The sequence below is a fragment of the Cellulomonas sp. FA1 genome (genome assembly GCF_000986825.1).
GTDB lineage: Bacteria > Actinomycetota > Actinomycetes > Actinomycetales > Cellulomonadaceae > Cellulomonas > Cellulomonas iranensis.
Genome location: NZ_LBMY01000001.1, coordinates 3,841,030 through 3,865,342, shown reverse-complemented (window position 1 = coordinate 3,865,342; position 24,313 = coordinate 3,841,030). Strand labels below are relative to the sequence as shown.

Below are 24,313 nucleotides of genomic sequence, written 5' to 3'. Positions count from 1 at the left end.
CCGACCCGCGTCACCTCGCAGCCGCGTCGCCTCCGCCCGTCACCGCCCCGGGATCGGCGCACCTCACATCTCGACGGCCTGCCCCGCGGCCGGCAGGCCGGGCGTGATCTCGGTGCGGACGGTCGTCGCGCGGGACGGGTCGGTGACGTCGGGCAGCACGCGCGCGTCGCGCCACCGGAACGGGATGCCGGCCGCGCGCAGCGGCTGGGGGCGGTCCATGAGCTGCACGTGCAGGTGCGGCTCGCTCGAGTTGCCGGAGTTGCCGACCTCGCCCAGCACGTCCCCGGCCGCGACGCGCTGCCCGGGCCGCACGCGCGCGCTGCCGCGTCGCAGGTGCGCGACCAGCGAGAACACGCCGTCGCCGTGGTCGAGCACCACGTGGTTGCCGACGACGGCCGAGGGGCCGCCGAGGTCGCGCGTCGCCTCGACGGTCATGAGGTACGCGAGCGCGGGCCAGGACGTGCGGCCCCGGTGGTCGCGCCGGCCGTCGACCACGCGCACGACCGTGCCGTCGGCGACCGCGTGCACGGGACGGCCGAACGAGGGGAACGTCGCGGGCCGGGGGAAGCCACCGCGCCACGGGACGGTCGCGGGCGTCCCCGGCGGGCTGGGCAGCAGCACGTCGATCGCGTACGTCTGGCCGTAGGCCCGGATGCCGTGGCTCGGCACCTGGTCGGCCGGGCTGTTGACGACGGTCCAGCGGCCCCGCAGCGGTGACGCGACCTCGACGGGGTCGCGCTCGACGCGTGGCGGCCGGACGAACAACAGACCCACGAGGACCGCGGCGCCCGCGAACCACACCACCGGGTGCGGGTCGAGCACGCGGCCGACGACGATCCAGGCGAGGACGCCCCAGAACCACACGGGCATGAGCCCCGCGACGGCGCGTCGAGGCCCGTCGAGCGGCGCAGGGCGGGACTCGGAGCGGGGCTCGGGACGCGACCCGGCCCCGGTCGGCGGTGCGGCGCTCACCGGACCGCCGCCAGCAGCGTCGTGAGCAGCGGGACGAGCCGCTCGGCGGGCACGACGTGCTCGCCGCCGGCCGCCGCGCGCAGCCAGCCGGCCGCCTGGAGCTGGCGCAGGTGGTGGTACACCTGACCGGTCGAGCCCACGTCGACCGCGTCGGCGAGCTCGCGCGCGGTGCGGGCGCCGTCGAGGACCGCGCGCAGCAGCGCGAGCCGCACGGGGTGCCCGAGCGCCGCGAGCACGGGCGCGAGGTCGGACCAGTCGGCGGCGAGCAGGTCGTCGGTGGTCAGCGCGTACTGCCACCGGGCCTCGTCGCCCGCGGGCGTGCGGACGTCGCCGACCATCATGACCGCGCCGCTCGACGCGGGGCGGTCGACGCGGGCCGTGAGGCCCGTGAGCGCCCAGAACCGGTCGACGGCATCGATGTCGAGGGGCGGGGTGGTCGTCGTGGGCGCGGTTTCGAGCGCGGCGACGCGCTCCTCGAGCGCGGCCACGCGCGCGGGCAGGTCGTCCATGCCCCCAGACTACTGGAATCACGGAATTTCGAAATTTCTCCAGGGCCGGGGTGGCCGCCGCGCCAGGTGGTCACGGACGGCGGCCCCGGCGGAGCAGTGCGTAACGCCATGATGCGTGCGTTCGAGGGGGCGTGCACAAGGCACTTCGAGGTGCGTCACCTCGCGGGCCCCGCGCGGCTCGAGCCTCGGGCGTCGGGTGCCCCCGCCGGGGTTCGAACCCGGACTGGACCGGGTTTAAGCCGGTTGCCTCTGCCGGTTGGGCTACGGGGGCGCGCCCGTCATCCTGCCAGCGCGCGGGCCCCACGTGCGGCACGGGACCCGGGACGCACGACGCCCCCGCGACCACGGCGGGTCGCGGGGGCGTCGGCGGCGGGCGGGCGTCAGGACGCGTGCGCGTCGCCCTTCTCCGCCGGGGAGCCCTTCTCGGCCTTGGACGGCGGCAACGAGGGCGCCGCGGTGGCGCCGTCGGTCGGGGCCGTGCCCTGCGCGCTCTGCTCGACCTTGGGCTTCGGCGGCACCGACGCGGCGCGGAACTCGGCGCGCGGGTCGTGCAGCGACCCCAGCGCGACGACCTCGCGGCGCAGCAGCACCGACCCGGTCCAGCCCGCGGCGATCCGCAGCTTGCGGTTGAACGTCGGCATCGCGAACACGTGGTACGTGCGGTGCAGGACCCACGCCAGGAAGCCGCGGACCTTGATGCGGCCGAACATCTGCGCGACACCCTTGTACATGCCGAGCGACGCGACCGCGCCGACGTTCTTGTGCTTGTACGGCGTCGGGCGGCCCGAGCGGAGCACGACGGCGAGGTTGTCGCCGATGTGGTTGCCCTGCCGCAGCGCGTGCTGCGCGTTGGGCGGGCAGAACTTGCCGGGGTTGTACAGGTCGGGCACCGCGGCGCAGTCGCCCGCCGACCACGCGTCGGCCACGACCGTGCCGTCCTCGGTGGTCACCTGCAGCTCGGCGTTGCAGATGACGCGGCCCATCTTGTCCAGCGGCAGGTCCGACTCCTGCAGCACCGGGTTGGCCTTGACGCCCGCCGTCCACACGACCGTCTCGGCGTCGAACTCGGTGCCGTTCGACAGCACGATGTGCCCGTCGACGCAGGACGACAGGAACGTCGACAGGAAGATCTCGATGTCGCGCTTGCGGAGCTGCTCGAGCGTGTAGCCGCCCAGCTCCTCGCTCACCTCGGGGAGGATGCGCGGGCTGCCCTCGACGAGCACGAAGCGCAGCTCGTCCTGCTCGATCTGCTTGTACTTGCGCACCGCGTAGCGGGCCATGTCCTCGACCTCGCCGAGCGCCTCGACGCCCGCGAAGCCGCCGCCGACGAACACGAAGGTCAGCATGCGCCGCCGCAGCTCCGGGTCCCACGTGGACGCCGCGACGTCGATGCGGCCCAGCACGTGGTTGCGGACCGCGATGGCCTCCTCGACGTTCTTGAAGCCGATCGCGACCTCGGCGAGGCCGGGGATCGGCAGCGTGCGCGCGACCGAGCCGAGGCCGACGACCAGGTGGTCGTACGTCACCCAGTACGGCTCGCCCTCGATGGGCGTGATCTGCACGCGGCGGTTCGCGTGCTCGATGTGCGTGACGTGACCCTGCAGCACGTCGACGCCCTTGAGCGCGCGACGGTGGGGGGCGACGACGTTGCGGGGGTCGATGGACCCGGCAGCCGCCTCCGGCAGGAACGGCGCGTACGTCATGTACGGGCGCGGGTCGACGACGACGATGGCCGCCTCGCGCTTGCCGAGACGACGGCGCAGGCGACGGGCCGAGTACAGGCCCACCGTGCCGCCGCCGAGGACCAGGACGCGCGGCACCTTGCGGGGCTTGCCGGCGGGCGCCGGCATGACCTCGCCGGACGGGCGGGCGGCGTCGACGGACGCGGTGGGCGACTGAGGCATGCCTCATACGGTAGACGTGCACGCGCTCCCACGCGCCCTCCGGGGCCGGTGATACCGCGCACACCGAGCACGCGCGCGGCCCGTCGCGATGGGCCTCAGGTCCCGGGTCGCCGGTCGCTGGCGCCGTCGTCGACGGCGGCGCCCGCCCCGCCCGTCCCGCCCTCGGTGACGGGCGCCGCACCGCGCTCGACGCGCACGCGCGTGATGCGGCGCCGGTCGACCACCCGCACGCGCAGCAGCACCGGCGGCGCGTCGTCCGCCGCGTCGCCACCCTCGCCCTCGGGCGCGACCTCGACCGCGTCGCCGGCGGCCGGTATGCGGCCGAACCGCGCCAGCAGGTACCCCGCGACCGTCTCGTACGGCCCCTCGGGCAGCGCGACGCCCGTGCGGTCCGCGAACTCCTCGAGCGTCAGCCCCGCGTCGACCTCCGCGGCGCCCGTCACGCGCACCGGCACGGGGTCGTACTCGTCGACGATGTCGCCGACCAGCTCCTCCAGCAGGTCCTCGAGCGTCACGATGCCGTCGGTGCCGCCGTACTCGTCCACGACGACCGCGATGTGCGCACCCGTGCGACGCATCGTCGACAGCGTCGGCAGGACCGCGTTGGTGCCCGGCAGCGACACGATCGGCCGCGTCACGTCGCCCACCGTCGTGCCGGCGACCTCGACGATCGCCTCGACCACGCCCTCGCGCCCGTGCGTGTCGGGGTCCTCCTCGGCCTCGCGCACGGCACGCGCGACGGGCGCGAGCAGGTCGCGCACGTGCACGAACCCGACGATGTCGTCGAAGTCCTCGCCGGTCACGGGGTACCGCGAGTAGGGCAGCGTCCCGACGAGCCGCGCGGCCTCGGCGATCGGCGCGTCGGCGGCGAGGAACGTCACGTCGGCGCGCGGGCGCATCACCTCGACGAGCGAGCGGTCGCCGACGTCGAACACGTCGTCGATGAGGCGCCGCTCGTCCTCCGGCAGGTCGGGGTGCGAGCGCACGAGGTCGCGCAGCTCCTCGTCGGTGATCTGGTCGCTGGTCGCGGCCGGGTCGAAGCCGAGCAGCCGGACCACCCCGTTGGTGGACTTCGACAGCAGCCAGATCACCGGCGTCATGAGCACCGCGAACCGGTCGAGCGGCGGACCCACCCACAGCGACACGCGCGCGGCCTGCTGCATCGCGATGCGCTTGGGCACCAGCTCGCCCAGCACGAGCGACAGGTACGCGATGACGAGCGTGAGGGCGATCAGCGCGACGCCCTCGGCCGTTCCCCGCGGCAGCCCCAGCGACACGAGGACCGGCGCGACGGCCGGCGCGAGCGACGACGCCCCGAACGCGGCCGAGAAGAACCCCGCGACCGTCACGCCGATCTGCACCGCGGCGAGGAACCGGTTGGGGTTCCGCGCGACCGCCGCGACGCGCACGCCACGGGCGCCCTGCTTCTCGAGCTGGCCGAGCTGCGACTCGCGCAGCGACACCAGCGCGAGCTCGGTGCCGGCGAACACGCCGCCGACGAGGATGAACAGCAGGACGAGGCCGATGTCGGCCCAGGTGTCAGCGGTCACGGGGCGCATCCGAGGTCGGCGGCGGGGACACGCTCACGATAGGGCCGCGCGCGTCGTCCCGCCCGCACGACGGCGGGCGGGACGACGCACGTCAGGGCGCGACCGGCGGTGCCGCGTCGCCGTCCGCCGCGTCGGCGGCGGGGTCGGCAGGGTCGGCGGGCGGCGCCTGGGCCTCGGGGGCGCCCCCGGGCGTCGCCGCGTCGACGTCGGGTGCGCCCGAGGGTGCCGGGGCGGGTGCGGCCTGCTCGTCCGACGCGTCCGGTGCGCCCCACAGGCGGACGCCGCCGGCGTTCGCGAACGGCCAGGCCGGTGCGCGCGCCAGCTCGGGGGCGACGACGACCTCCCGCCCCGTGTCCCCGTCGTACCGCCAGCCGCTCGCCGGCATGCTGCGCAGCGGGTACACGTTCCACCGCGTCTGACCGCCGGGGCCGGCGGCCCCGACGTGGTGCACGGGCTCGTCCGCGCCGTCGGGCCAGTCCGTCTGCTCTCCCGGCCCGCCGTCGGGGCCGGAGTCCACGAGGACGGGGCGGCCGCGCTGATCGACGATCTGCGCACCGTCCACGGGCTGCCCGTCGGCGTCGTACACGAACAGGTTGTGGGCGTACTCGCCCTCGACCACGACCCCGTCGAGCGGGTCGACGGCGGTCGCCGAGCTCCCCCAGGCGTCGTCGAGCATCTGCTGCTGCCAGCGCTGCTGGTCGGGCAGCGTGAGCAGCAGGACGAGCGCGGCGAGCGCGAGGAACGTGCTGAGGGCGAGCAGCGCACGGTGCCACCGGGGTCCGGTGCGCCAACGGCCCCGGCCCCACTGCGCGCTCGCGGCGACGGCGAGCGCCAGCAGCACCCACCCGGCGAAGGTCGAGGGCAGCCAGAACGAGCCCGCCTCGGAGCCGGTCATCTGCAGCAGGAGGTGCGCGAGGGCCCAGCCGCGCAGCACCCACCACGCGGGGCGCAGCGCGACGAGCAGGTCCTCGACCGGCGGGAACCAGCGGGTCGCGCGCAGCCGTCCGAGCACGTGCCGCGCGCGCTGCGCGGCGGCCCGACCGGGCGCCCCGAGCGCGGACCGCAGCCCTCGCGGCTCGGACGGCGCCGTGGGCGCGAGGCCGGCGGCGGTCCGGAGCTCGTCGGCGTACGCAGCCGGCGGACCGAACTCGTCGACGAGCGACCCGCCCCCGTGCCGGCGCCGCTCGTCGGCCAGCGCGTCGGCCAGGTTGGCCTCGAGGCCGTCGGTGAGGTCGTCGACCTGGTCGGTGCCCAGGTCCGCCAGCGCGGCGCGCACCTGCGCGGCGTACGTCCGCACGTCCTGCGCCACGGCGTCGTCGATGACGGTCATGCTGCCCCCTCGGTCTCGAGCAGGCGCCCCATCGTGCCGGCGAACTCCTGCCAGTCCTTGCGCTGCGCGGCCAGCAGGGCGCGGCCCTGCGCGTTGATCCCGTAGTACTTGCGGTGCGGCCCCTCGTCGCTCGGCACCACGTAGGACGTCAGCGCGCCCGACGAGTACAGGCGGCGGAGCGTGCCGTACACGGACGCGTCGCCGACCTCCTCGATGCCCGCCGCGCGCAGCCGGCGCACGACGTCGTAGCCGTACCCGTCCTCGTCGGCGACGACCGCGAGCACGGCGAGGTCCAGCACCCCCTTGAGCAGCTGTGTCGTGTCCATGCACCCTCCTGCGCTCGGACGGTCCGCGCCGCCGGCCCCGGGAGCCGGGGCCGGCGGGCGGCACGTGGTGCGGACGCCCCTCCAGAGCCCGCACGTCGCACAGTAGTGCGCAGTACGCACTACTGTCCACGACACGCCACACACTCACGCGAACGGCCGCGTCGCGCCCACGCCGAGAAGCCCCCCGCGGCGGCCGCCCGTGGCGCCGGGCCACGCGCACGGGGCCCCGGCCCGGCGCACCCGGTGCGCGGCCCCTCAGCGCTCGGCGACGCTCCAGGCGATCCCGTCGAGGATGTCGTGCTCCGACGTCACGACCCGCGTCAGCGCTCCCCCGGCCGCCGCGACCTCGTCGCGCACGCGGGCCACGACGTCGCGCCACACGAGCGCACCCGCGCCGATGACGTCGACGCGCCCCGGGTGCAGGTACGGCAGCGCCGCCCGCTCGTCACGCGTCCGCGCGAGCATGTCCTCGCACGCCGCGAGCACGTCGTCGACGCCCAGCACGGCGCCGTCGATGCGGTCGCGGTCGTACCGGTCCAGCCGCAGCGCGTGGGCCGTGAGCGTCGTGACCGACCCCGCGAGGCCGACGAGCGTGACCGTGCGCCCCAACGGCACGACCGCCGCGGCCGCGTCGAGCGCGGCGCGCACGTCCGCGCCCGCCGCGGCGACCTGCGCAGCGGTCGGCGGGTCGTCGTGCAGGTGCCGCTCGGTCAGCCGCACCGAGCCCACGTCCATCGACAGCGCGGCCTCGGGCGCGTCGGTGCCGAGCACGAGCTCGGTCGAGCCGCCACCGAGGTCGACCACGAGGAACGGCCCGTCGAACCGGCTCGCGAGCACACCCGTCGCACCGCGGAACGACAGCCGTGCCTCCTCGTCGCCGGCGATCACCTCGGGGTCCACGCCGAGCGCGTCGCGCACGCCCGCGACGAACTCCTCGCGGTTGCGCGCGTCGCGCGTCGCCGACGTCGCGACGAACCGCACGGCCTCGACCCCCAGGTCCTCGCACACCGCCTGGTACCCGCGCGCCGCCGCGAGCGTCCGCGCGAGCGCCTCGGGCGCGAGCACGCCCGTGCGGTCGACGCCCTGCCCGAGCCGCACGACCTCGTTGCTGCGGTGCAGGTCGACGAGCGTCCCGGCGCCCGGGTCGACGTCCGCGACGAGCAGACGGATGGAGTTGGTCCCGCAGTCGATGGCTGCCACGCGTGTCACCGGGTCATCGTGCCACCGCGCACCCACACGCTCCGCGCGGGACCGCCCGACGGTCGCGCTCAGCAGGTGCAGCGGTCGGGGCGCCAGCGGTCCGCGACCATCGCGAGCGCCTCGTCGCCGATCGGGTTGACGCCCGGCCCCGCGGCCAGCGCGTGCGCCACCAGCACGTGCAGGCACTTGACGCGCTGCGGCATGCCACCGGCCGAGATCCCGGCGATCTCCGGGACGTGCGCGATCGCCTCGCGGTCCGCGAGGTACGCCTCGTGCGCGCGCCGGTGCGCGGCCGCGAGCTCGTCGTCCTCCGCGAGCCGCTGCGTCATCTCCTTCATCACGCCCGTCGCCTCGACCGAGCTGACCGCGGCCACGGCCTGCGGCGACGTGAGGTAGTACGTCGTGGGGAACGGCGTGCCGTCGTCGAGCCGGGGCGCCGTGCGGACCACGAGCGGGCGGCCGCACACGCAGCGCGCGGCGACGCCCACGACGCCGCGCGGCGCACGCCCGAGCTGCTCGGTGAGCACCTCGACGTCGCGCTCGCTCACCGGGTCGGTCGCGCCGGGCGCCACGGGTCCGGGCGCGGGGAGGGCCGAGGGGCCGGGCACGTCGCGGTGCGTGGTCGGGTCGGGTCGTGCGGGCACGGCTGTCCGTTCGTCGGTCGGTGCGAGACGTCCATCATCCCCCACGAGCCGCGCGGGCCGTCAGCCGGCGGGGTCCGCCGGGGCGTCGCCGGACGGCGCGTCGGCCGGTGGCGCGTCCGGCGCCGGCGCCTCGGGGGTCGCGGCAGGGTCGGTGCCGTCGACGTCGAGACCGCCCGCGATCTCGACCGAGTCCCACACCGACGCGTACCAGGGCCGCGTCGCGCCGTCGGCCGCCGTCGGGACGGGGCCCTCGTCGGCCGCGGGCACGTCCGGCACAGTCTCGGGGTCGACGACGACGAACGCCGTCTCCCCCGGCATCACGAACGACAGCCGCTCGCGCGCCTGCGCGACCACGTACGCCTGGTCGTCCCAGCGGCGCAGCTCCGCCTCGAGGTCGGACTTCTCGGCCGCGGACGCGTCGCGCTGGCTGCGCAGCTGCTGCACCTCGGCGCGCGTCTGCAGGTAGGTGCCGAGCGTCGGGTACACGAGCACGAACGCGACGAGCAGCACGAGCGAGAACACCATCGCCCGCACCGTGAACAGTCGCGGCACGGGCAGCCTCGTCGTCCCGGCGCGCGCGGTGCCGCGCGGCGGCGTGCCCGTGCGACCCGGGCCCGAGCGGCCCGCGGCTCCCCGCCCCGCGCCGGGCCGCGAGGACGACGGGGCGACCTTCGGGACCGCGCCGGACCGCGGCGGCGGCGTGCGCGCGCCCCGCGGCGCCGACGGCGCACCCCCGGGGCGGGCACCCGCGGGTCGCGGCGCGCGCGGCGTCGCGCCCGAGGGGCGTCGTCCCGGCCCGGGCGCCGCGCGGCGCCGGGTGCGGGCGGACGACGCGACGTGGGCATGGGCCCGATTGTGCCGTGGTCGCGACGGATCGGCCGGACGTGGCGCGGCCGTGTCCGGTGACGGGCACACGTCACGCACGCACCCGCCGCAGGTCCTGCACCGGGACCCGGCGCACGCACGACGACGCCCGACCCACCGCGAGGGTGGGCCGGGCGTCGTCGTCAGCGCTGGATCAGCCCTGGAAGCGCGGGAAGGCGCTCGCACCGGCGTAGATGCCGGCGTCGTCGAGCTCCTCCTCGATGCGCAGGAGCTGGTTGTACTTGTTGATGCGCTCGCCGCGGGCGGGCGCACCGGTCTTGATCTGGCCGGCGTTCGTCGCGACCGACAGGTCGGCGATCGTCGTGTCCTCGGTCTCGCCCGAGCGGTGCGAGGTCATCGTCGTGAAGCCCGAGCGCTGCGCGAGGGCGACCGCGTCGAGGGTCTCGGTGAGCGTGCCGATCTGGTTGAGCTTGACCAGCAGCGAGTTCGCGGCCTTGAGCTGGATGCCCTTGGCCAGCCGCTCCGGGTTGGTGACGAACAGGTCGTCGCCGACGATCTGCACCTTGTCGCCGACCTTGCCGACGAGCTCGGACCACGAGGCCCACTCGTCCTCGGACAGCGGGTCCTCGATGGAGACCAGCGGGTAGTCCGCGACGAGCTGCTCGTAGAACGCGATCATCTCGGCGGGCGTCTTGGCGACGCCCTCGAACTGGTACGCGCCGTCCTTGAAGAACTCGGTGGCGGCCACGTCGAGCGCGAGCGCGACGTCCTTGCCGGGCACGAAGCCGGCCTTCTCGATCGCGACGAGGATGAGGTCGAGCGCGGCGCGGTTCGACTCGAGGTTCGGCGCGAAGCCGCCCTCGTCGCCGAGACCCGTCGACAGGCCCTTGCTCTTCAGCACGGACTTGAGCGAGTGGTAGACCTCGGTGCCGGTGCGCAGCGCCTCACGGAACGTCGTGGCGCCGATCGGGGCGACCATGAACTCCTGGATGTCGACGTTGGAGTCGGCGTGCGACCCACCGTTGAGGATGTTCATCATCGGCACGGGCAGGACGTGCGCGTTGGGGCCGCCGACGTAGCGGAACAGCGGCAGGTCGGCCGAGTCGGCCGCGGCCTTGGCGACCGCGAGCGAGACGCCCAGGATCGCGTTGGCGCCGAGCTTGCCCTTGTTGGGCGTGCCGTCGAGCTCGATGAGCGCGGCGTCGACCAGACGCTGCTCGCTCGCCTCGAAGCCGATGAGCTCGGGGGCGATGTCGTCGATCACGGCGTTGACGGCACCCTGGACGCCCTTGCCGCCGTAGCGGGGGTCGTCGCCGTCACGGCGCTCGACGGCCTCGAACGCGCCGGTGGACGCACCCGACGGGACGGCGGCACGCGCGATGGTGCCGTCGTCGAGGGCGACCTCGACCTCGACAGTGGGGTTGCCGCGCGAGTCCAGGATCTCGCGGGCGCCGACGGCCTCGATGCTGGCCATGGTGCTCCTTCGACAGACGGTGGGTTTGCGCACCCAGCCTAGTGCCGCTGGTCAGCGGTGACGGAGGGACCTTCGGCTGCTGGACGGCGACGCGCTGACCTGCGACGACGCGTCCGTGCCGCGCAGGGTCGCCCCGCGGCGGCCGCGCGTGCGAGCATGCGACGTGACCTCCGCCGAGGGCGCGACCCCGCCGCGCGGGCCGCTGCCGGTCCCGCCGCACGCGCCCGACGCGCCCGGCGCGGCCGGCGCACCCGACGCGCTCGTGCTGCGGCTGCGGGCCGCGGGCTGCGTGTTCGCCGAGGACGAGGCGGCGCTGCTGACCGGGGCGGCCACGGGCGACGACCTCGAGCGCCTGGTCGCGCGCCGCGTCGCGGGCGAGCCGCTCGAGACCGTGCTGGGGTGGGTCGCGTTCGACGGCCTGCGACTGCACGTGGGTCCGGGCGTGTTCGTGCCGCGGCGCCGCACCGAGCTGCTGGCCCGCACGGCGGTCGCGCTCGCGCGCGCGGCCGGTCCGGCGCCGGTGGTCGTCGAGGCGTGCTGCGGCGTCGCACCGGTGGCGTCGGTCGTGGCGCGGGACGTCCCCGGTGCGGTGCTGCACGCGGCGGACCTCGACCCCGTGGCCGTCGGGTGGGCCGCCCGCAACCTCGCCGGGCGCGGCGCCGCGTGGACCGGCGACCTGCTCGACCCGGTGCCGGCCGACCTGCGCGGGCGCGTGGCCGTGCTCGTCGCCAACGCGCCCTACGTGCCGCACGACGCGGTCGCGACCATGCCGCCCGAGGCGCGCGAGCACGAGCCGCACGTCGCCCTCGACGGCGGCCCGGACGGCGTCGACGTGCAGCGTCGCCTGCTGGCCGCCGCACCGGCCTGGGTGCGACCCGGCGGGCACGTGCTGGTCGAGACGAGCCGCGCGCAGGTCACGCTCACGCGCGCCGCGTGCCCGGCCGGATGGCCCGTGGAGGTGCTGCGCGACGACGACGTCGACGGGACCGTCGTCGTCGCGCACCGCCCGCCGCCCACGGGCTGAGACCGCCGCTCCACGAGACCGGGGCGGGCGTGCGGCAGCCGACCCTGGCGTGCCCGCCGCCCGGTCTCGCGGCGGCCGCGTCCCGGTGGGCGGACGTCAGGAGACCGCGCAGGTCGCGCCGTTCAGCGCGAACGACGCCGGGCGCGGGTTGCTGCCCGGGTGGCTGCCGTTGAACCCGACGTCCACCGAGCCGCCGGGCGCGAGCGTGCCGTTCCACGCGGCGTTGGTCGCGGTGACCGCGGTGCCCTGCTGCGCCCACGTCGCGCTCCAGCCCTGCGTGACCTGCTGCCCGCCGGTGAGCGCGAACGTCAGCGCCCAGGACGTGAGCGCGGTCGCGCCCGTGTTCGTCACGCGGACGTTCGCCGTGAAGCCCGTGCCCCAGTCGTGCGTCGTGTACTGCACGCGGCACGTCGCCGGGCCGGAGGTCGGCGTGGGTGTGGGCGTGACCGTCGGGGTGGGCGTGACCGTCGGGGTGGGCGTGACCGTCGGGGTGGGCGTGACCGTGGGCGTCGGTGTCGGCGTGGGCGTGGCCGTCGGCGTCGGCGTCGGCGTCGTCCCGATGCGGGACGGGTCCACCACGCCCCAGAACGCGGGCTTGGCCTGCAGCGCGCCGTCGAACAGCAGCGGCGCGGCCCCGGCGCGCAGCCACGTGCGGGAGTCCTCGAGGCCCCACACGGTGACCGACTCGAGCGACGCCGCGTGCCGCTTCAGCATCGCCAGCACGTCGCGGTAGTAGTACGCCTGCTCGAGCAGCCGGTCGGCGGGCGGCGTGGCCCACTGCTCGCCCGCGTGCCGGTACGTCGAGACGTCGAGCTCGGTGACCGCCTGCGTGACGGGCAGCGCCTCGAACGCCTCGATCGTGTCCTCGATCATGGGCACCGAGCGGCCGACCTCGACGTGCAGCTGGTGGCCGACCCCGTCGACGGGCGCGCCTTGCGCGAGCAGGTCGGTGACGAGGCGCAGGTAGGGCGCCCGCTTGTCGGGGTACTCGCTGTTGTAGTCGTTGATGAACAGCAGCACGTCGGGGCCGAACGCGGCGCGCGCGTACCGGAACGCGTCGGCGACGTACGACGCCCCCAGGACGCGGTACCACTCGCTGCGCCGCAGGCCGTCGGGCTGGCTCTCGTCGATCACCTCGTTGACGACGTCGAACGCGAAGATCGGGTTGCCGGGCGTGCCGTACTCGCCGTAGGTGTCGCGGAAGTGGTCGGCGACCGCCTCGATGTGGGTCCGCAGGCGATCGCGCAGCAGCGCCTGGTCGGCGGTCGACGTCGTGAGCGGCGCGCCGTCACGCTCGAAGAACCACGCGGGGGTCTGCTGGTGCCACACGAGCGTGTGCCCGTAGACCCGCATGTCGTGCGCGCGCGCCCAGTCGACCATGAGGTCGGCGTCGCCGAACGTGAACGTGCCCTCGGCGGGCTGCACCGACTCGGGCTTCATCTGGTTGCCGGGCGTGATCTGCACGGCGTGGTGCGCGGCGAGGTCGCCGCGGCCGCCGAGCGTGTCGACGGGCTCGATGCCGAGGCCGAACGGGAAGTCGTCGGCCAGCGCGTCGGCCACCGACGGCAGCGACAGGTCGGGCGTGTACGTGACGCCGCTGACGAGCACGTCGTCGAGCAGGAAGTCCGTGAGCGACCCCGTGGACTCGACGTACAGCGACGCGGTGTCGAACCGGCCGGGCGTGTACGACGCGACGACCTGCGTCCACTGCGACGTGACGCGCTCGACGGTGGTCACGGTCTCGTAGGACGCGACGCCGTCGACGTCGCGCTGCACCGACACGCGGAGCCCGGCCTCGCCCGACCCGGTGGGCAGCCGCAGCCAGAGCCCGATCGTGTAGGTCGTGCCGGGCACGAGCACGTCGGTGACGTCGACCGCGGCGCCGTTCCAGGACTGCGTGCGCCCCTGCACCAGCAGGCTGCGGGTGCCGCGGGCGCCGTCGGCCGTGAGCGACACGGTCGCGTCGCCGCGGCCCGCCCACCCGCCCGCGTCGGTCTCGAAGTCGTCGTCGAGCACGACGGCCGGGGACTGCGCGCGCGCCGGCGCGGCGCCCGGGACGACCACCGCCGCGACCGCGGCGACGGCGACCAGGGCCGCGGCGAGGACGACGGCGAGGGCGGTGCGGGCCCGCTCCGTGACGGCGAGCGACCGGACGGCGGGGCCCGGGTCGGCGGGGCCCGGGTCGGCGGGGCTCGGGACGGCGGGGCCGGCGGACGGCATGCGGACGCTCCTTCGCGCGCGGGAGGGCCGCCGGGTGGCGGCCCGCCGCGACGCTAGGGCGGCACGACGGGCCGGGTCAGCCTGTGAAACGTTTCCCGGCCCGTCGCGACGGCGTACGCGTGCGCGTCCGCGCCGTGCGTCAGCCGACGGCGAGCGGCGCGACGATCTGCTCGACCTGGTCCTTCGCGTCGCCGAAGAGCATCGCGGTGTTCTCGCGGAAGAACAGCGGGTTCTGCACGCCCGCGTAGCCCGTGGCCATCGACCGCTTGAACACGACCACCTGCTTGGCCTTCCACACCTCGAGCACCGGCATGCCCGCGATGGGCGACGACGGGTCGTCGAGCGCGGCCGGGTTGACGGTGTCGTTCGCGCCGATCACGAGGACGACGTCGACGTCGCCGAAGTCGTCGTTGATCTCGTCCATCTCGAGCACGATGTCGTACGGCACCTTGGCCTCGGCCAGCAGCACGTTCATGTGCCCGGGCAGGCGGCCGGCGACGGGGTGGACGGCGAACCGCACGTCGGTGCCCTGCGCGCGCAGCTTGGCGACGAGGTCGGCCACCGGGTACTGCGCCTTGGCGACGGCCATGCCGTACCCGGGGGCGATGACGACGCTGCGCGCCTCGCGCAGCATCTCGGCGACCTCGCCGGCGCTGACCTCGCGGTGCTCGCCGTAGTCCCGGTCCACCGCCGCCACGGTGCCGCCCTCGGCGCCGAAGCCGCCGAGGATGACGGACACGAACGACCGGTTCATGGCCGTGCACATGATGAAGGACAGGATCGCGCCCGAGGACCCGACGAGCGCACCGACGACGATCAGCAGGTCGTTGCTCAGCATGAAGCCCGCGGCCGCGGCCGCCCAGCCCGAGTACGAGTTGAGCATCGACACGACGACCGGCATGTCACCCCCGCCGATCGAGGCGACGAGGTGCCAGCCGAGCGCGAGCGCGACGACGGTCATGAGCACGAGCGGCAGCAGCGAGGGCGACGCGAGGAACCACGCGAGGAGCCCCGCGGACGCGACGAGCGCACCGAGGTTGAGCGCGTTGCGACCCGGCAGCATGAGCGGGGCGCTCTTCATGCGCGCCGACAGCTTGAGGAACGCGACGACCGAGCCGGTGAACGTCACGGCACCGATGAGCACGCCGAGGAACACCTCGACCAGGTGCAGCGCGTCGGGGGCCTCGGTGAGGTACGAGTTGTAGCCGACGAGCACGGCCGCGAGGCCGACGAACGAGTGCAGCACCGCGATCATCTCGGGCATCTGCGTCATCTCGACGCGGCGTGCGCGTGCGGTGCCGACGACCGCCCCGAGCGTCAGCGCCATCGCGATGAGCAGGAGCGTGACGGCGACGGGCCGCTGCGAGCGGTCGGCCGCGAGCGCGACCGTGGCGAGCAGCGCGAGCCCCATGCCCGCGATGCCGTAGAGGTTGCCGCGCCGCGCGGTCTCCTGCTTGCTGAGCCCCGCGAGGGACAGCACGAACAGGATGGCGGCGATGAGGTAGACGGCCTGGGCCAGCGACGTGAGCACGACCGTCACGCCTCCTTCCGGAACATGTGGATCATGCGGAACGCGACGAGGAACCCGCCGAAGATGTTGATCGCCGCGACCGTCGCCGCCACGAACGCGAGCGTGCTGACCACCCACGACTCGTGCCCGATCTGCAGCAGCGCGCCGACCAGGATGATCCCGCTGATGGCGTTGGTCGTGGCCATGAGCGGCGTGTGCAGCGAGTGGCTGACGTTCGAGATGACGTAGTAGCCGACCACCACCGCGAGCGCGAAGACCGTCGCGTGGCTGAGGAACGACGCGGGGGCGGCCGTCAGCGCGACCGCCGTGAGCACCGCGCCGAGCCCCGCGAGCACGCCGTTGCGGCGCTGCCGGCGCTGCGCCGCGGCCTGCGCGGCGGCCTTCTTCGCCGCGAGCTCCTCGGGTGTCTCGACCGGGGCGGCCGGGGTGGCGGCCGGGGCGGCGGAGACCGCGACGGGCGGCGGCGGCCACGTGACGTCGCCGCCCGTGGTCACCGTCATGCCGCGCTGCACGGGGTCGTCGAGGTCGAGCACGAGCTCGCCGTCCTTGCCGGGCGTGAGCAGCGCGAGCAGGTGCACGACGTTCGTGCCGAACAGCTGCGACGTGTGCTGCGGCATGCGGCTCGGCAGGTCGGTCCAGCCGAGCACGACCACGCCGTTGTCGGACACCACGCGCTCGCCCGGCACGGTGAGCTCGCAGTTGCCGCCGCCGGACGCCGCGAGGTCGACGATCACCGACCCGGGCGCCATCGCGGCGACCATCTCCTTGGTGATGGTGCGCGGCGCCTGCCCGCGGACCAGCGCCGTGGTGACGACGACGTTGGCCCACGCGGTCTGCTCGGCGTACATCTGCGCCGTGAGGCGCTCCTGCTCGGCCGTGAGCTCGCGCGCGTAGCCGTCGGTCGAGACCTCCTGGCTCGCGCCCTCGGCCTGCACGAACGTCGCGCCCATCGACTCGATCTGCTCGCCGACCTCGGGTCGCACGTCGAACGCGCGGACCTGCGCGCCGAGGCTGCTCGCGGTGCCGAGGGCCGCGAGGCCCGCGACGCCCGCGCCGATGACGAACACGTTCGCGGGCGGGGTCTTGCCGGCGGCCGTGACCTGCCCGGTGAACATGCCGCCGAACTCCTCGGCGGCCTCGATGACCGCGCGGTACCCGGCGACGTTCGAGAGCGTCGAGAGCACGTCGAGGGCCTGCGCGCGCGAGATGCGCGGCACGGCGTCGAGCGCGAGCGCCGTGACGCCGTGCGCGGCGAGCCGCGCGGGCAGGTCGGGGTCGGCGAACGGCGCCATGGTCGCGACGAGCGTCGCGCCCGCGCGCATGGCCCCGACGTCCGACGGCAGGTGGACCGCCGTGACGACGTCGCTGGCCAGGACCTCCTCGCGGTCCGCGACCCGCGCGCCGGCGGCCTCGTACGCCTCGTCCGTGAACGTCGCGGCCGCGCCCGCGTCCCGCTCGACGACGACCTCGTAGCCCAGGTCGCGGAGCTTGGCGACGGTCCGGGGCGTCGCGGCGACGAGCCGCTCCCCCGGGCGCTGCTCGCGCGGGACGCCGATCCTCATGCGTGCTCTCCTTCGACGGTGACGGGAGCGGGACGTGGGTCCCGCTCACGCGCCCATCCTGGTCGGACGCGGCGCGGACAGGCTCGGACCTTTGGCCCGGAATGCGCTTTCTACCTGCGGGCGCTGCCACCGACGGCCCACGACCCGCCCCGTCGTCTCACCACCCGAGACATGGCCGGTGCCTGGGGAGCGCCCGATCCCCCGGGCGCCGGTGCCGACGCGTCAGGCGGAGGCCTCGGCGGAACGCGCCGACGACTCCCACGCGGCGGTCGCGCGCCGCAGCGCACCCTCGGCGTCCAGCCCGTCGCGGTGCGCGGCGGCGACGAGCGCGAGCAGCCGCTCCCCCAGCCCCCGGTCGTCGAGCGGCGGAACGTCACGGGCGGCGGCCCCGTCCGGTGCCGCGGGCGGCAGCGGGGCGGCCGCGAGCAGGCCCGCACGGTCGGCGCGAGCCACGAGCTTCTCGGCGCGGGACAGCGCGCCGAGCGACGGCGGCACGCCGTCCAGCGCCGACGCGCGCGTGACCTTCTCCTCGCGCTTGAGCCGCTCGTACGCGTCGTGCACGGCCGCCACGTCGAGGCCCGCGTCCGGCAGGTCGGACCCGTCCGGCGCGAACACGTGCGGGTGCCGCCGGACCAGCTTGGCCGCGAGCCCGTCCGCGACGTCGGCGAGGTCGAACGGGTCGTCGGGGTGCTCGGCCGCGACGCGCGCGTGGAACAGCACCTGCTGCAGCACGTCGCCGAGCTCCTCGCGCAGCCCCGCACGGTCACCCGTCTCGACGGCCTCGACCAGCTCGTGCGCCTCGTCGACCACGAACTGCTGCAGCGTCGCGTGCGTCTGCGCCCCCACCCAGGGGCAGCCGCCCGGCGAGCGCAGGCGGTCCATGAGCGCGACGACGCGCTCGAGCGCCTCGACCTGCGCGGCGCTCGAGCGGACCGAGCCGACGGACCGCACGGCGTCGCCCTCGGGCGGCGCCGCGTCGACGGTCACGGCGCGGGCGTCGGAGCCGGCGTGCTGCCGTCCTCCGGCACCGCGGCGGCGTCTCGGCCGCCCTCGGGCACGATCCACGACGGCGCGACCGGCGCCGTGACCCCGGTCTCGGGCGTGTAGTCGCCGAACCGGGGGTTCACCTCGACGTCGGCGGCCGAGATCTTCTCCTGGTACTCGAGCATCGCGTCCTGCGCGTCGGGCACGTCCCGCAGCCCGGTGACCGCGAGCGAGTACCGCGCGACGGCCAGGGCGCCCTCGCCGAACTCGGCGTCGGCCGCGGCCTCCGCACCGAGGGCCTGCTCGGTCACCGAGCGCAGCAGGTCCAGCGCCTGCTGGTCGCTCACCCCGACGCCCCGCTCGGCCGCGACCTCGGTCGCGAACGGCTCGTTGATCAGGACGCCGAGCACGTCGTTGGTGCCCGCGCCGTTGAAGATCGGCTTGAGCTCCTCGGCCGCGCGCGCGAGCTCGGCGGTCGAGATCGTCCGCCCGTCCACGACCGCCGCGGCCCCGGGCTGCCCCGAGCACCCCGCGAGCAGCCCCACCGCCGCCACCGCGCCCGCCATCAGCCGTCCGCGTCCTCGCGTCCGTCGCACCGCCACCAGGGCCTCCCGCTCACGTTCCGTGGGTGTCGCCCGACATCGTAGGCCCGAACGACGTGCGCGCCGCGCCGCGGGCGCGGCACGCACGTCAGCGCCCGGTCGTGCCGACCGACGCCGCGACCGACACGTCGCCGCGCACGACCGCGTCGATGAACTGCCGCGCCCACGTCATGACCTCGCGGCCGTGCAGCGGCTTGCCGCCGATGCGCGCGGTCGTGGGGAACGGGACGAGGACCGTGCGCACCGCGGGCTTGACGACCGACCCGGGGTACAGCCGCTTGAGCCGCAGCTGCGCCGACTCGGGCAGCTCGACCGGCGCGAAGCGCACGAACCGGCCCTGGGCGGTGACGTCCGCGATGCCCGCGGCCCGCACGTGCAGCCGGAACTGCGCGACCTCGAAGAGGGTGTCGACCGCCGGCGGCACGGCCCCGTACCGGTCCGTGAGCTCGGCGCGGACCTCGCGGAGCGTCGTCTCGTCGAGCGCCGCCGCGATCTTGCGGTACGCCTCGAGGCGCAGCCGCTCGTGCGCGATGTAGTCGTGCGGGATGTGCGCGTCGACCGGCAGCTCGATCGTGACGTCGGGCTGCTCCTCGGCCTCCTCGCCGCGGAACGACGCGACCGCCTCGCCGACCATCCGCACGTACAGGTCGAACCCGACGCCCTCGATGTGCCCCGACTGCTCGCCGCCGAGCAGGTTGCCCGCGCCGCGGATCTCGAGGTCCTTCATGGCCACGGCCATGCCGGCGCCGAGGTCGGTGTGCGCCGCGATGGTCTGCAGCCGGTCGTGCGCGGTCTCGGTGAGCGGCACCTCGGGCGGGTACAGGAAGTACGCGTACGCGCGCTCGCGGCCGCGCCCCACACGCCCGCGCAGCTGGTGCAGCTGCGACAGCCCCAGCCGGTCCGCGCGCTCGAGGATCAGGGTGTTCGCGTTCGAGATGTCGAGTCCCGTCTCCACGATGGTCGTGCAGACCAGCACGTCGAACTTCTTCTCCCAGAAGTCGACGATCACCTGCTCGAGCTGGTGCTCGCCCATCTTGCCGTGCGCGACCGCGACGCGGGCCTCGGGCACCAGCTCGTTGAGCCGCGACGCGGTGCGCTCGATCGACTCGACCTTGTTGTGCACGTAGAAGACCTGGCCCTCGCGCAGCAGCTCGCGGCGGATCGCCGCGGAGATCTGCTTCTCCTCGTACGGGCCCACGAACGTCAGCACGGGGTGCCGCTCCTCGGGCGGCGTCGCCAGCGTCGACATCTCGCGGATGCCCGTGACCGCCATCTCGAGCGTGCGCGGGATCGGCGTCGCGCTCATCGCGAGCACGTCGACGTTGGCGCGCAGCGCCTTGAGCGTCTCCTTGTGCTCGACGCCGAACCGCTGCTCCTCGTCGATGATGACCAGGCCCAGGTCCTTGAACCGCACCTCGCCCGTGAGGAGCCGGTGCGTGCCGATGACGACGTCGACGGACCCGTCCGACAGCCCCTCGACGACCTCCTTGGACTCCTTCGGCGTCTGGAAGCGCGACAGCGCCTTGACCGTCACCGGGTACGGCGCGTAGCGCTCGGCGAACGTGTCGTAGTGCTGCTGGACCAGCAGGGTCGTCGGCACCAGGACCGCGACCTGCTTGCCGTCCTGCACGGCCTTGAACGCCGCCCGCACCGCGATCTCGGTCTTGCCGTAGCCGACGTCGCCGCAGATCAGCCGGTCCATGGGGACCGTCTTCTCCATGTCGGCCTTGACCTCGTCGATCGTCGCGAGCTGGTCGGGCGTCTCGACGTACGCGAACGCGTCCTCGAGCTCGCGCTGCCACGGCGTGTCGGGCGCGAACGCGTGCCCGGGCGTGGCCATCCGCGCCGAGTACAGCCGGATGAGCTCGGCGGCGATCTCCTTGACGGCCTTGCGCGCGCGGCCCTTGGTCTTCTGCCAGTCGGACCCGCCCATGCGGTTGAGCGACGGGGCCTCGCCGCCCACGTACTTCGTCACCTGGTCGAGCTGGTCGGTCGGCACGAACAGCCGGTCGCCGGGCTGCCCGCGCTTCGACGACGCGTACTCGACGACCAGGTACTCGCGCGTCGCCGCGCTCGCACCCGTGCCGATCGTGCGCTGCACGAGCTCGACGAACCGCCCGACGCCGTGCTGCTCGTGCACGACGAAGTCCCCCGGCCGCAGCTGCAGCGGGTCCACGACGTTGCGACGACGGCTCGGCATGCGCCGCATGTCGCGCGTGCTCGAGCCGGCGCGGCCCGTGAGGTCGGACTCGCTGAACAGCGCGACGCGCAGCTGCTCGTGCACGAACCCGGGGCCCGCGGGGGCGGGGACGACGAGCACGACGCCGCCCTCGGGCTCGTCGTCGAGGGTCGCGACGAGCCGCGCGGGCACGTCGGCGGACCGCAGCTGCTCGACCATGCGCTGCGCCGGGCCGTGCCCCTCGGTCGCGAGCACGAGCCGCCAGCCGTCCTGCTGCAGGCGCCGCACGTCCGACACGGCGCGCGCGACCTCGCCGCGGTACCGCTCGACCTCGCGCGCCGCGACCACGAGCGTCCGCGCGTCGGGCGCGGCGGTGGGCGGCGCGTCGTCGCGGCCCGTCGCGTCGTCGCCCGTGACCGCGTCGGCGTCGAGCGTGAAGCCCGACAGCGTCCACCAGCCCAGGCCGCGCACCGCGGCGAGCGCGCGGACCTCGGCGAACGAGGCGAACGACGCGGCCGACAGGTCGAGCGGCGTCGCGGCGCCGGCGGCGGCCGACGTCCACGCGGCCTCGAGGAACTCCTGCGTCGTGGCCACCAGGTCGTGCGCGCGGCGCCGCACGCGCTCGGGGTCGACGAGCACGAGCAGCGACGCGTCCGGCACGAGGTCGAGCACGGGGACCATGCGCTCGACGAGCGCGGGCGCGAGCGACTCCATGCCCTCGACCGCGATGCCGTCGGCGAGCTTGTCGAGCATGTCGAGCGCACCGGGCAGGCGCTCGCGCAGCGCGGCGGCGCGCTCGCGCACGTCGTCGGTGAGCAGGATCTCGCGGCACGGCGGGGCCCACAGGCCGTGGTCGGCGACCTCGAGCGAGCGCTGGTCGGCGACCGAGAACCAGCGGATCTCCTCGACGTCCTCGCCCCACAGCTCGATGCGCAGCGGGTGGTCCTCGGTGGGCGGGAAGACGTCGAGGATGCCGCCGCGCACGGCGAACTCGCCGCGCCGCTCGACCATGTCGACGCGCGCGTACGCGGCGTCGACGAGGCGCTGCGCGACGTCGTCGAGGTCGACGCGGTCGCCCGTGCGGATCTCGACGGGGCGCAGCTCGCCCAGGCCGTCGACGACCGGCTGGAGCAGCGCGCGCACGGGCATGACCAGGACGCGGACCGGTCCGGCGGGCCCGGGCTCGGGGTCCGGGTGCGCGAGGCGGCGGAACACCGCGAGCCGCCGCGCGACCGTGTCGGCGCGCGGGCTGAGCCGCTCGTGCGGGAGCGTCTCCCAGCTCGGCAGCACCGCGACGTCGTCGTCCGGGAGGTAGCAGCGCAGCGCGCCCGCGAGCTCGTCGGCGTCGCGGCCCGTCGCGGTGACGACGACCAGCGGACGCACCGCGGCGGCGTCGGGCGCGGGGCCGGTCGTCGGGTGCGCGCCCGCGAGCGCCGCGAGGAGCGGGGGACGCACGCCGGCGGGACCGACGACGTCGAGCTCGCCGCGCGCACGGACGGACGCGACGGCCTCGGCGGCCGCGGGGTCGGCGAGCAGGGCGGGCAGGAGGCCGGTCAGGTCCATCGGGGGTCCTTCGTGCGGGGTGGCGGGCGGCGAGGGCAGCACGCGAGCCCCGGATCCGCGCGGGACCGGGGTCGGTGCACGATTCTACGGACGCCCGCCGACATCGCCCCCGGGGCCGTGGGGGGCACGGGCCCCGGGGGCGAGCGCGGGCGGTCACGCCGCCCGTCAGGACCGCGGCTCACACCGCGGGTCGCTCCAGCTCCGCGAGCGCCGCCCGCAGGATCGTGCTCGACGTGTGGACCGTGTACGGGAAGTACACGACCTCGACGCCGACCCGCGCGAACCGCCGCTCGAGCTCCTCGCCCTGGGGCGTGCCGCGCCAGTCGTCGCCCTTGAAGAAGACGTCGAACCGCAGCTCGCGCCACGTGTCGAGCTTGTCGAGGAGCACCTCGTGGTGGACCTCGTCGACGAAGGAGATGTGGGACACGATCTCGGCGCGCTCGACGAGCGGCACGACGGGCCGGCGCCCCTTGGTGATCTCGAGCACCTCGTCGGCCACGACGCCCGCGATCAGGTGGTCGCACCGCGCCTTGGCGTGCCGCAGCAGGTTGAGGTGTCCCACGTGGAAGAGGTCGAACGCCCCGGCCGCGTACCCGACGCGGGCGCCGTCGCCGCGGCTCACGCCGTGACCCCCGCGCCCGTGCGGGCCACCAGGCCCCGCAGCAGCCCGACGTAGCGCGCGCGTGCCGCGGGCTCGCCGTAGGTCTCCTCGCCGAGCCGGCGCGCGGCGGCGGCCAGCCGGTCGCGCAGCCCGCGGTCGGCCCGGAGCCGCTCGACGGCCGCCAGCAGCGCGTCGGCGTCGCCCGGCGGCACGACGAGCGCGGCGTCCGCCGCGACGAGCTGGCGACCCGCGATCCCCTCGCTCTCGACCGCGGCGAGCACCGGGCGCCCGGCCGCGGTGTAGCTCGTGAGCTTGCTCGGCAGGCACATCTCGCGCACGCCCGGACGCTCGTGCAGCAGCAGCACGTCGGCCGCGGCCAGCACGAGCGGGTACCGCTCGGCGTCGACGGGGTCCAGGACGCGGACCGTCGGCAGGCCGGCCGCCGCCGCCACGAGCTCGTCGCGGCAGTTGCCCGACCCCACGAGCACCAGCTCGACCCCCGTCACGCCGCGCGCCGCCGCCAGCAGCGCGGCCTCGACGACGTGCTCGAGCCCCTGCTTGCGGCCCATGTTGCCCGTGTGGACGACACGGAACACCGACGGGTCCCAGCCGAGCCGCGCGCACGCCTCGTCACGGGTGGCCGCGCTGGGACGCACGTGCGTGAAGTTGCCGACCTCGACGATCCGCTCGGCCGGCACGCCGGCGGCCGTGAGGGTCGCGCCGAACTGCGGCGTGATGACGCCGACAGCGGCGCACCGCCGCAGCAGCGCGACCTCGGCGCGGCCGATGAGCGACGCCGCGGCCCCGCCGGTCGAGCCGGACTCCTGCGCGCCGCGCCCGGTGAGGTCCTGCACGACGACGCCCACGGGCCGGCCGCGCGCCCCCGTGACCGCCGCGGCCAGCGCCGACATCGACGGCGTCACGGCCACGACGACGCCCGCGGCGCTGCGCCGCACGAGCGGCGTCGCGCGCCGCAGGAACGACGCCTCCATGCGCGCGCGTCCGCGCAGGTCCGCGGACGCGGGGACGTGGTGCCGGACGCGGTGCAGCGCCACCGCGCCGTCGCGCTCGTGCCAGGACCGCCCGCGGGCGTACCGCTCGTCCTCGACGCGCCAGGCCGGGTAGTGGGGCACGCCGGTGACGACGTCGACGACGGCACCCGCGTCGGCCCACGCGCGGGCCATCGCGGTCGTGTACGGCGCGATCCCCGTGGTCTCGGGCGCGTAGTTGATGCCGACGAGGCACACGCGGCCCAGGCCGGGCGCCCGGGCCTCGCGGCGGTCGGCCGCGACGTGGTCGACGGTGGTGGCCAC

Annotated in this window: 19 protein-coding genes and 1 tRNA gene; 1 reads left to right on the top strand and 19 read right to left on the bottom strand. The window is 75.5% G+C overall.

Annotated features, from left to right (window positions below; translation table 11 throughout):
• Positions 1–63: 63 nt before the first annotated feature.
• The 11 genes from GY42_RS17405 to eno all read right to left on the bottom strand — a co-directional run bounded on the left by GY42_RS17405 (position 64) and on the right by eno (position 10,734).
• Positions 64–972: a M23 family metallopeptidase gene (locus GY42_RS17405; RefSeq protein ID WP_052748489.1), complete on the bottom strand. Its 909-nt coding sequence runs from the start codon at positions 970–972 to the stop codon at positions 64–66.
• Positions 969–1,481 carry an ArsR/SmtB family transcription factor gene (locus GY42_RS17400; protein ID WP_046530267.1) on the bottom strand — a complete coding sequence of 171 codons (513 nt, stop codon included), beginning with the start codon at positions 1,479–1,481 and terminating at the stop codon, positions 969–971. The genes GY42_RS17405 and GY42_RS17400 overlap by 4 nt, the downstream gene beginning before the upstream one ends.
• Positions 1,482–1,678: 197 nt before the next feature.
• Positions 1,679–1,752: transfer RNA gene (locus GY42_RS17395), tRNA-Leu, on the bottom strand.
• A gap of 109 nt (positions 1,753–1,861) precedes the next feature.
• The gene (locus tag GY42_RS17390) at positions 1,862–3,385 is read right to left on the bottom strand and encodes an NAD(P)/FAD-dependent oxidoreductase (RefSeq protein WP_046530266.1); all 1,524 of its coding nucleotides are present in this window, start codon (positions 3,383–3,385) and stop codon (positions 1,862–1,864) included.
• 95 nt (positions 3,386–3,480) lie between these two features.
• On the bottom strand, positions 3,481–4,935 hold the full coding sequence (locus GY42_RS17385) for a hemolysin family protein (protein ID WP_046531203.1): 1,455 nt from the start codon (positions 4,933–4,935) through the stop codon (positions 3,481–3,483).
• Between the two features lie 91 nt (positions 4,936–5,026).
• A complete protein-coding gene (locus GY42_RS17380; protein ID WP_046530265.1) occupies positions 5,027–6,265 on the bottom strand; it encodes a hypothetical protein in 1,239 nt (412 codons plus the stop codon).
• The gene (locus tag GY42_RS17375; protein WP_046530264.1) at positions 6,262–6,591 is read right to left on the bottom strand and encodes a PadR family transcriptional regulator; all 330 of its coding nucleotides are present in this window, start codon (positions 6,589–6,591) and stop codon (positions 6,262–6,264) included. The genes GY42_RS17380 and GY42_RS17375 overlap by 4 nt, the downstream gene beginning before the upstream one ends.
• A gap of 255 nt (positions 6,592–6,846) precedes the next feature.
• Positions 6,847–7,800, bottom strand: coding sequence for a Ppx/GppA phosphatase family protein (locus tag GY42_RS17370; protein WP_046530263.1), 954 nt, complete (start codon positions 7,798–7,800; stop codon positions 6,847–6,849).
• Between the two features lie 59 nt (positions 7,801–7,859).
• Positions 7,860–8,363: a DUF501 domain-containing protein gene (locus GY42_RS17365; RefSeq protein WP_046531202.1), complete on the bottom strand. Its 504-nt coding sequence runs from the start codon at positions 8,361–8,363 to the stop codon at positions 7,860–7,862.
• Positions 8,364–8,495: 132 nt separating this feature from the next.
• Entirely contained in the window at positions 8,496–8,987 is a 492-nt protein-coding gene (locus tag GY42_RS17360; protein ID WP_226236755.1) for an FtsB family cell division protein, read from the bottom strand.
• A 466-nt stretch (positions 8,988–9,453) separates the two neighbouring features.
• Positions 9,454–10,734, bottom strand: a complete 1,281-nt coding sequence (gene eno, locus GY42_RS17355) for a phosphopyruvate hydratase (RefSeq protein ID WP_046530262.1) — start codon at positions 10,732–10,734, stop codon at positions 9,454–9,456.
• Positions 10,735–10,936: 202 nt separating this feature from the next.
• Here eno and GY42_RS17350 point away from each other — a divergent pair, with 202 nt between their 5' ends.
• Positions 10,937–11,758 (top strand): putative protein N(5)-glutamine methyltransferase, encoded by an 822-nt coding sequence (locus tag GY42_RS17350; RefSeq protein ID WP_046531200.1) that lies wholly within the window; start codon positions 10,937–10,939, stop codon positions 11,756–11,758.
• 96 nt (positions 11,759–11,854) lie between these two features.
• Here GY42_RS17350 and GY42_RS17345 read toward each other — a convergent pair whose 3' ends face one another.
• The 8 genes from GY42_RS17345 to GY42_RS17310 all read right to left on the bottom strand — a co-directional run bounded on the left by GY42_RS17345 (position 11,855) and on the right by GY42_RS17310 (position 24,313).
• Positions 11,855–13,978, bottom strand: a complete 2,124-nt coding sequence (locus GY42_RS17345; RefSeq protein WP_082131637.1) for an endo-1,4-beta-xylanase — start codon at positions 13,976–13,978, stop codon at positions 11,855–11,857.
• Positions 13,979–14,117: 139 nt separating this feature from the next.
• Entirely contained in the window at positions 14,118–15,509 is a 1,392-nt protein-coding gene (gene pntB / locus GY42_RS17340; protein WP_046531198.1) for a Re/Si-specific NAD(P)(+) transhydrogenase subunit beta, read from the bottom strand.
• A 5-nt stretch (positions 15,510–15,514) separates the two neighbouring features.
• Positions 15,515–17,071 carry a Re/Si-specific NAD(P)(+) transhydrogenase subunit alpha gene (locus tag GY42_RS17335; protein ID WP_046530261.1) on the bottom strand — a complete coding sequence of 519 codons (1,557 nt, stop codon included), beginning with the start codon at positions 17,069–17,071 and terminating at the stop codon, positions 15,515–15,517.
• Between the two features lie 222 nt (positions 17,072–17,293).
• Positions 17,294–18,058 carry a MazG nucleotide pyrophosphohydrolase domain-containing protein gene (locus GY42_RS17330; protein ID WP_236686834.1) on the bottom strand — a complete coding sequence of 255 codons (765 nt, stop codon included), beginning with the start codon at positions 18,056–18,058 and terminating at the stop codon, positions 17,294–17,296.
• Entirely contained in the window at positions 18,055–18,621 is a 567-nt protein-coding gene (locus GY42_RS17325) for a hypothetical protein (RefSeq protein ID WP_046530260.1), read from the bottom strand. The genes GY42_RS17330 and GY42_RS17325 overlap by 4 nt, the downstream gene beginning before the upstream one ends.
• A 124-nt stretch (positions 18,622–18,745) precedes the next feature.
• A complete protein-coding gene (mfd, locus tag GY42_RS17320; RefSeq protein ID WP_046530259.1) occupies positions 18,746–22,399 on the bottom strand; it encodes a transcription-repair coupling factor in 3,654 nt (1,217 codons plus the stop codon).
• 178 nt (positions 22,400–22,577) lie between these two features.
• The gene (locus tag GY42_RS17315; RefSeq protein WP_046530258.1) at positions 22,578–23,021 is read right to left on the bottom strand and encodes an adenylyltransferase/cytidyltransferase family protein; all 444 of its coding nucleotides are present in this window, start codon (positions 23,019–23,021) and stop codon (positions 22,578–22,580) included.
• The gene (locus GY42_RS17310; protein WP_046530257.1) at positions 23,018–24,313 is read right to left on the bottom strand and encodes a glycosyltransferase family 4 protein; all 1,296 of its coding nucleotides are present in this window, start codon (positions 24,311–24,313) and stop codon (positions 23,018–23,020) included. The genes GY42_RS17315 and GY42_RS17310 overlap by 4 nt, the downstream gene beginning before the upstream one ends.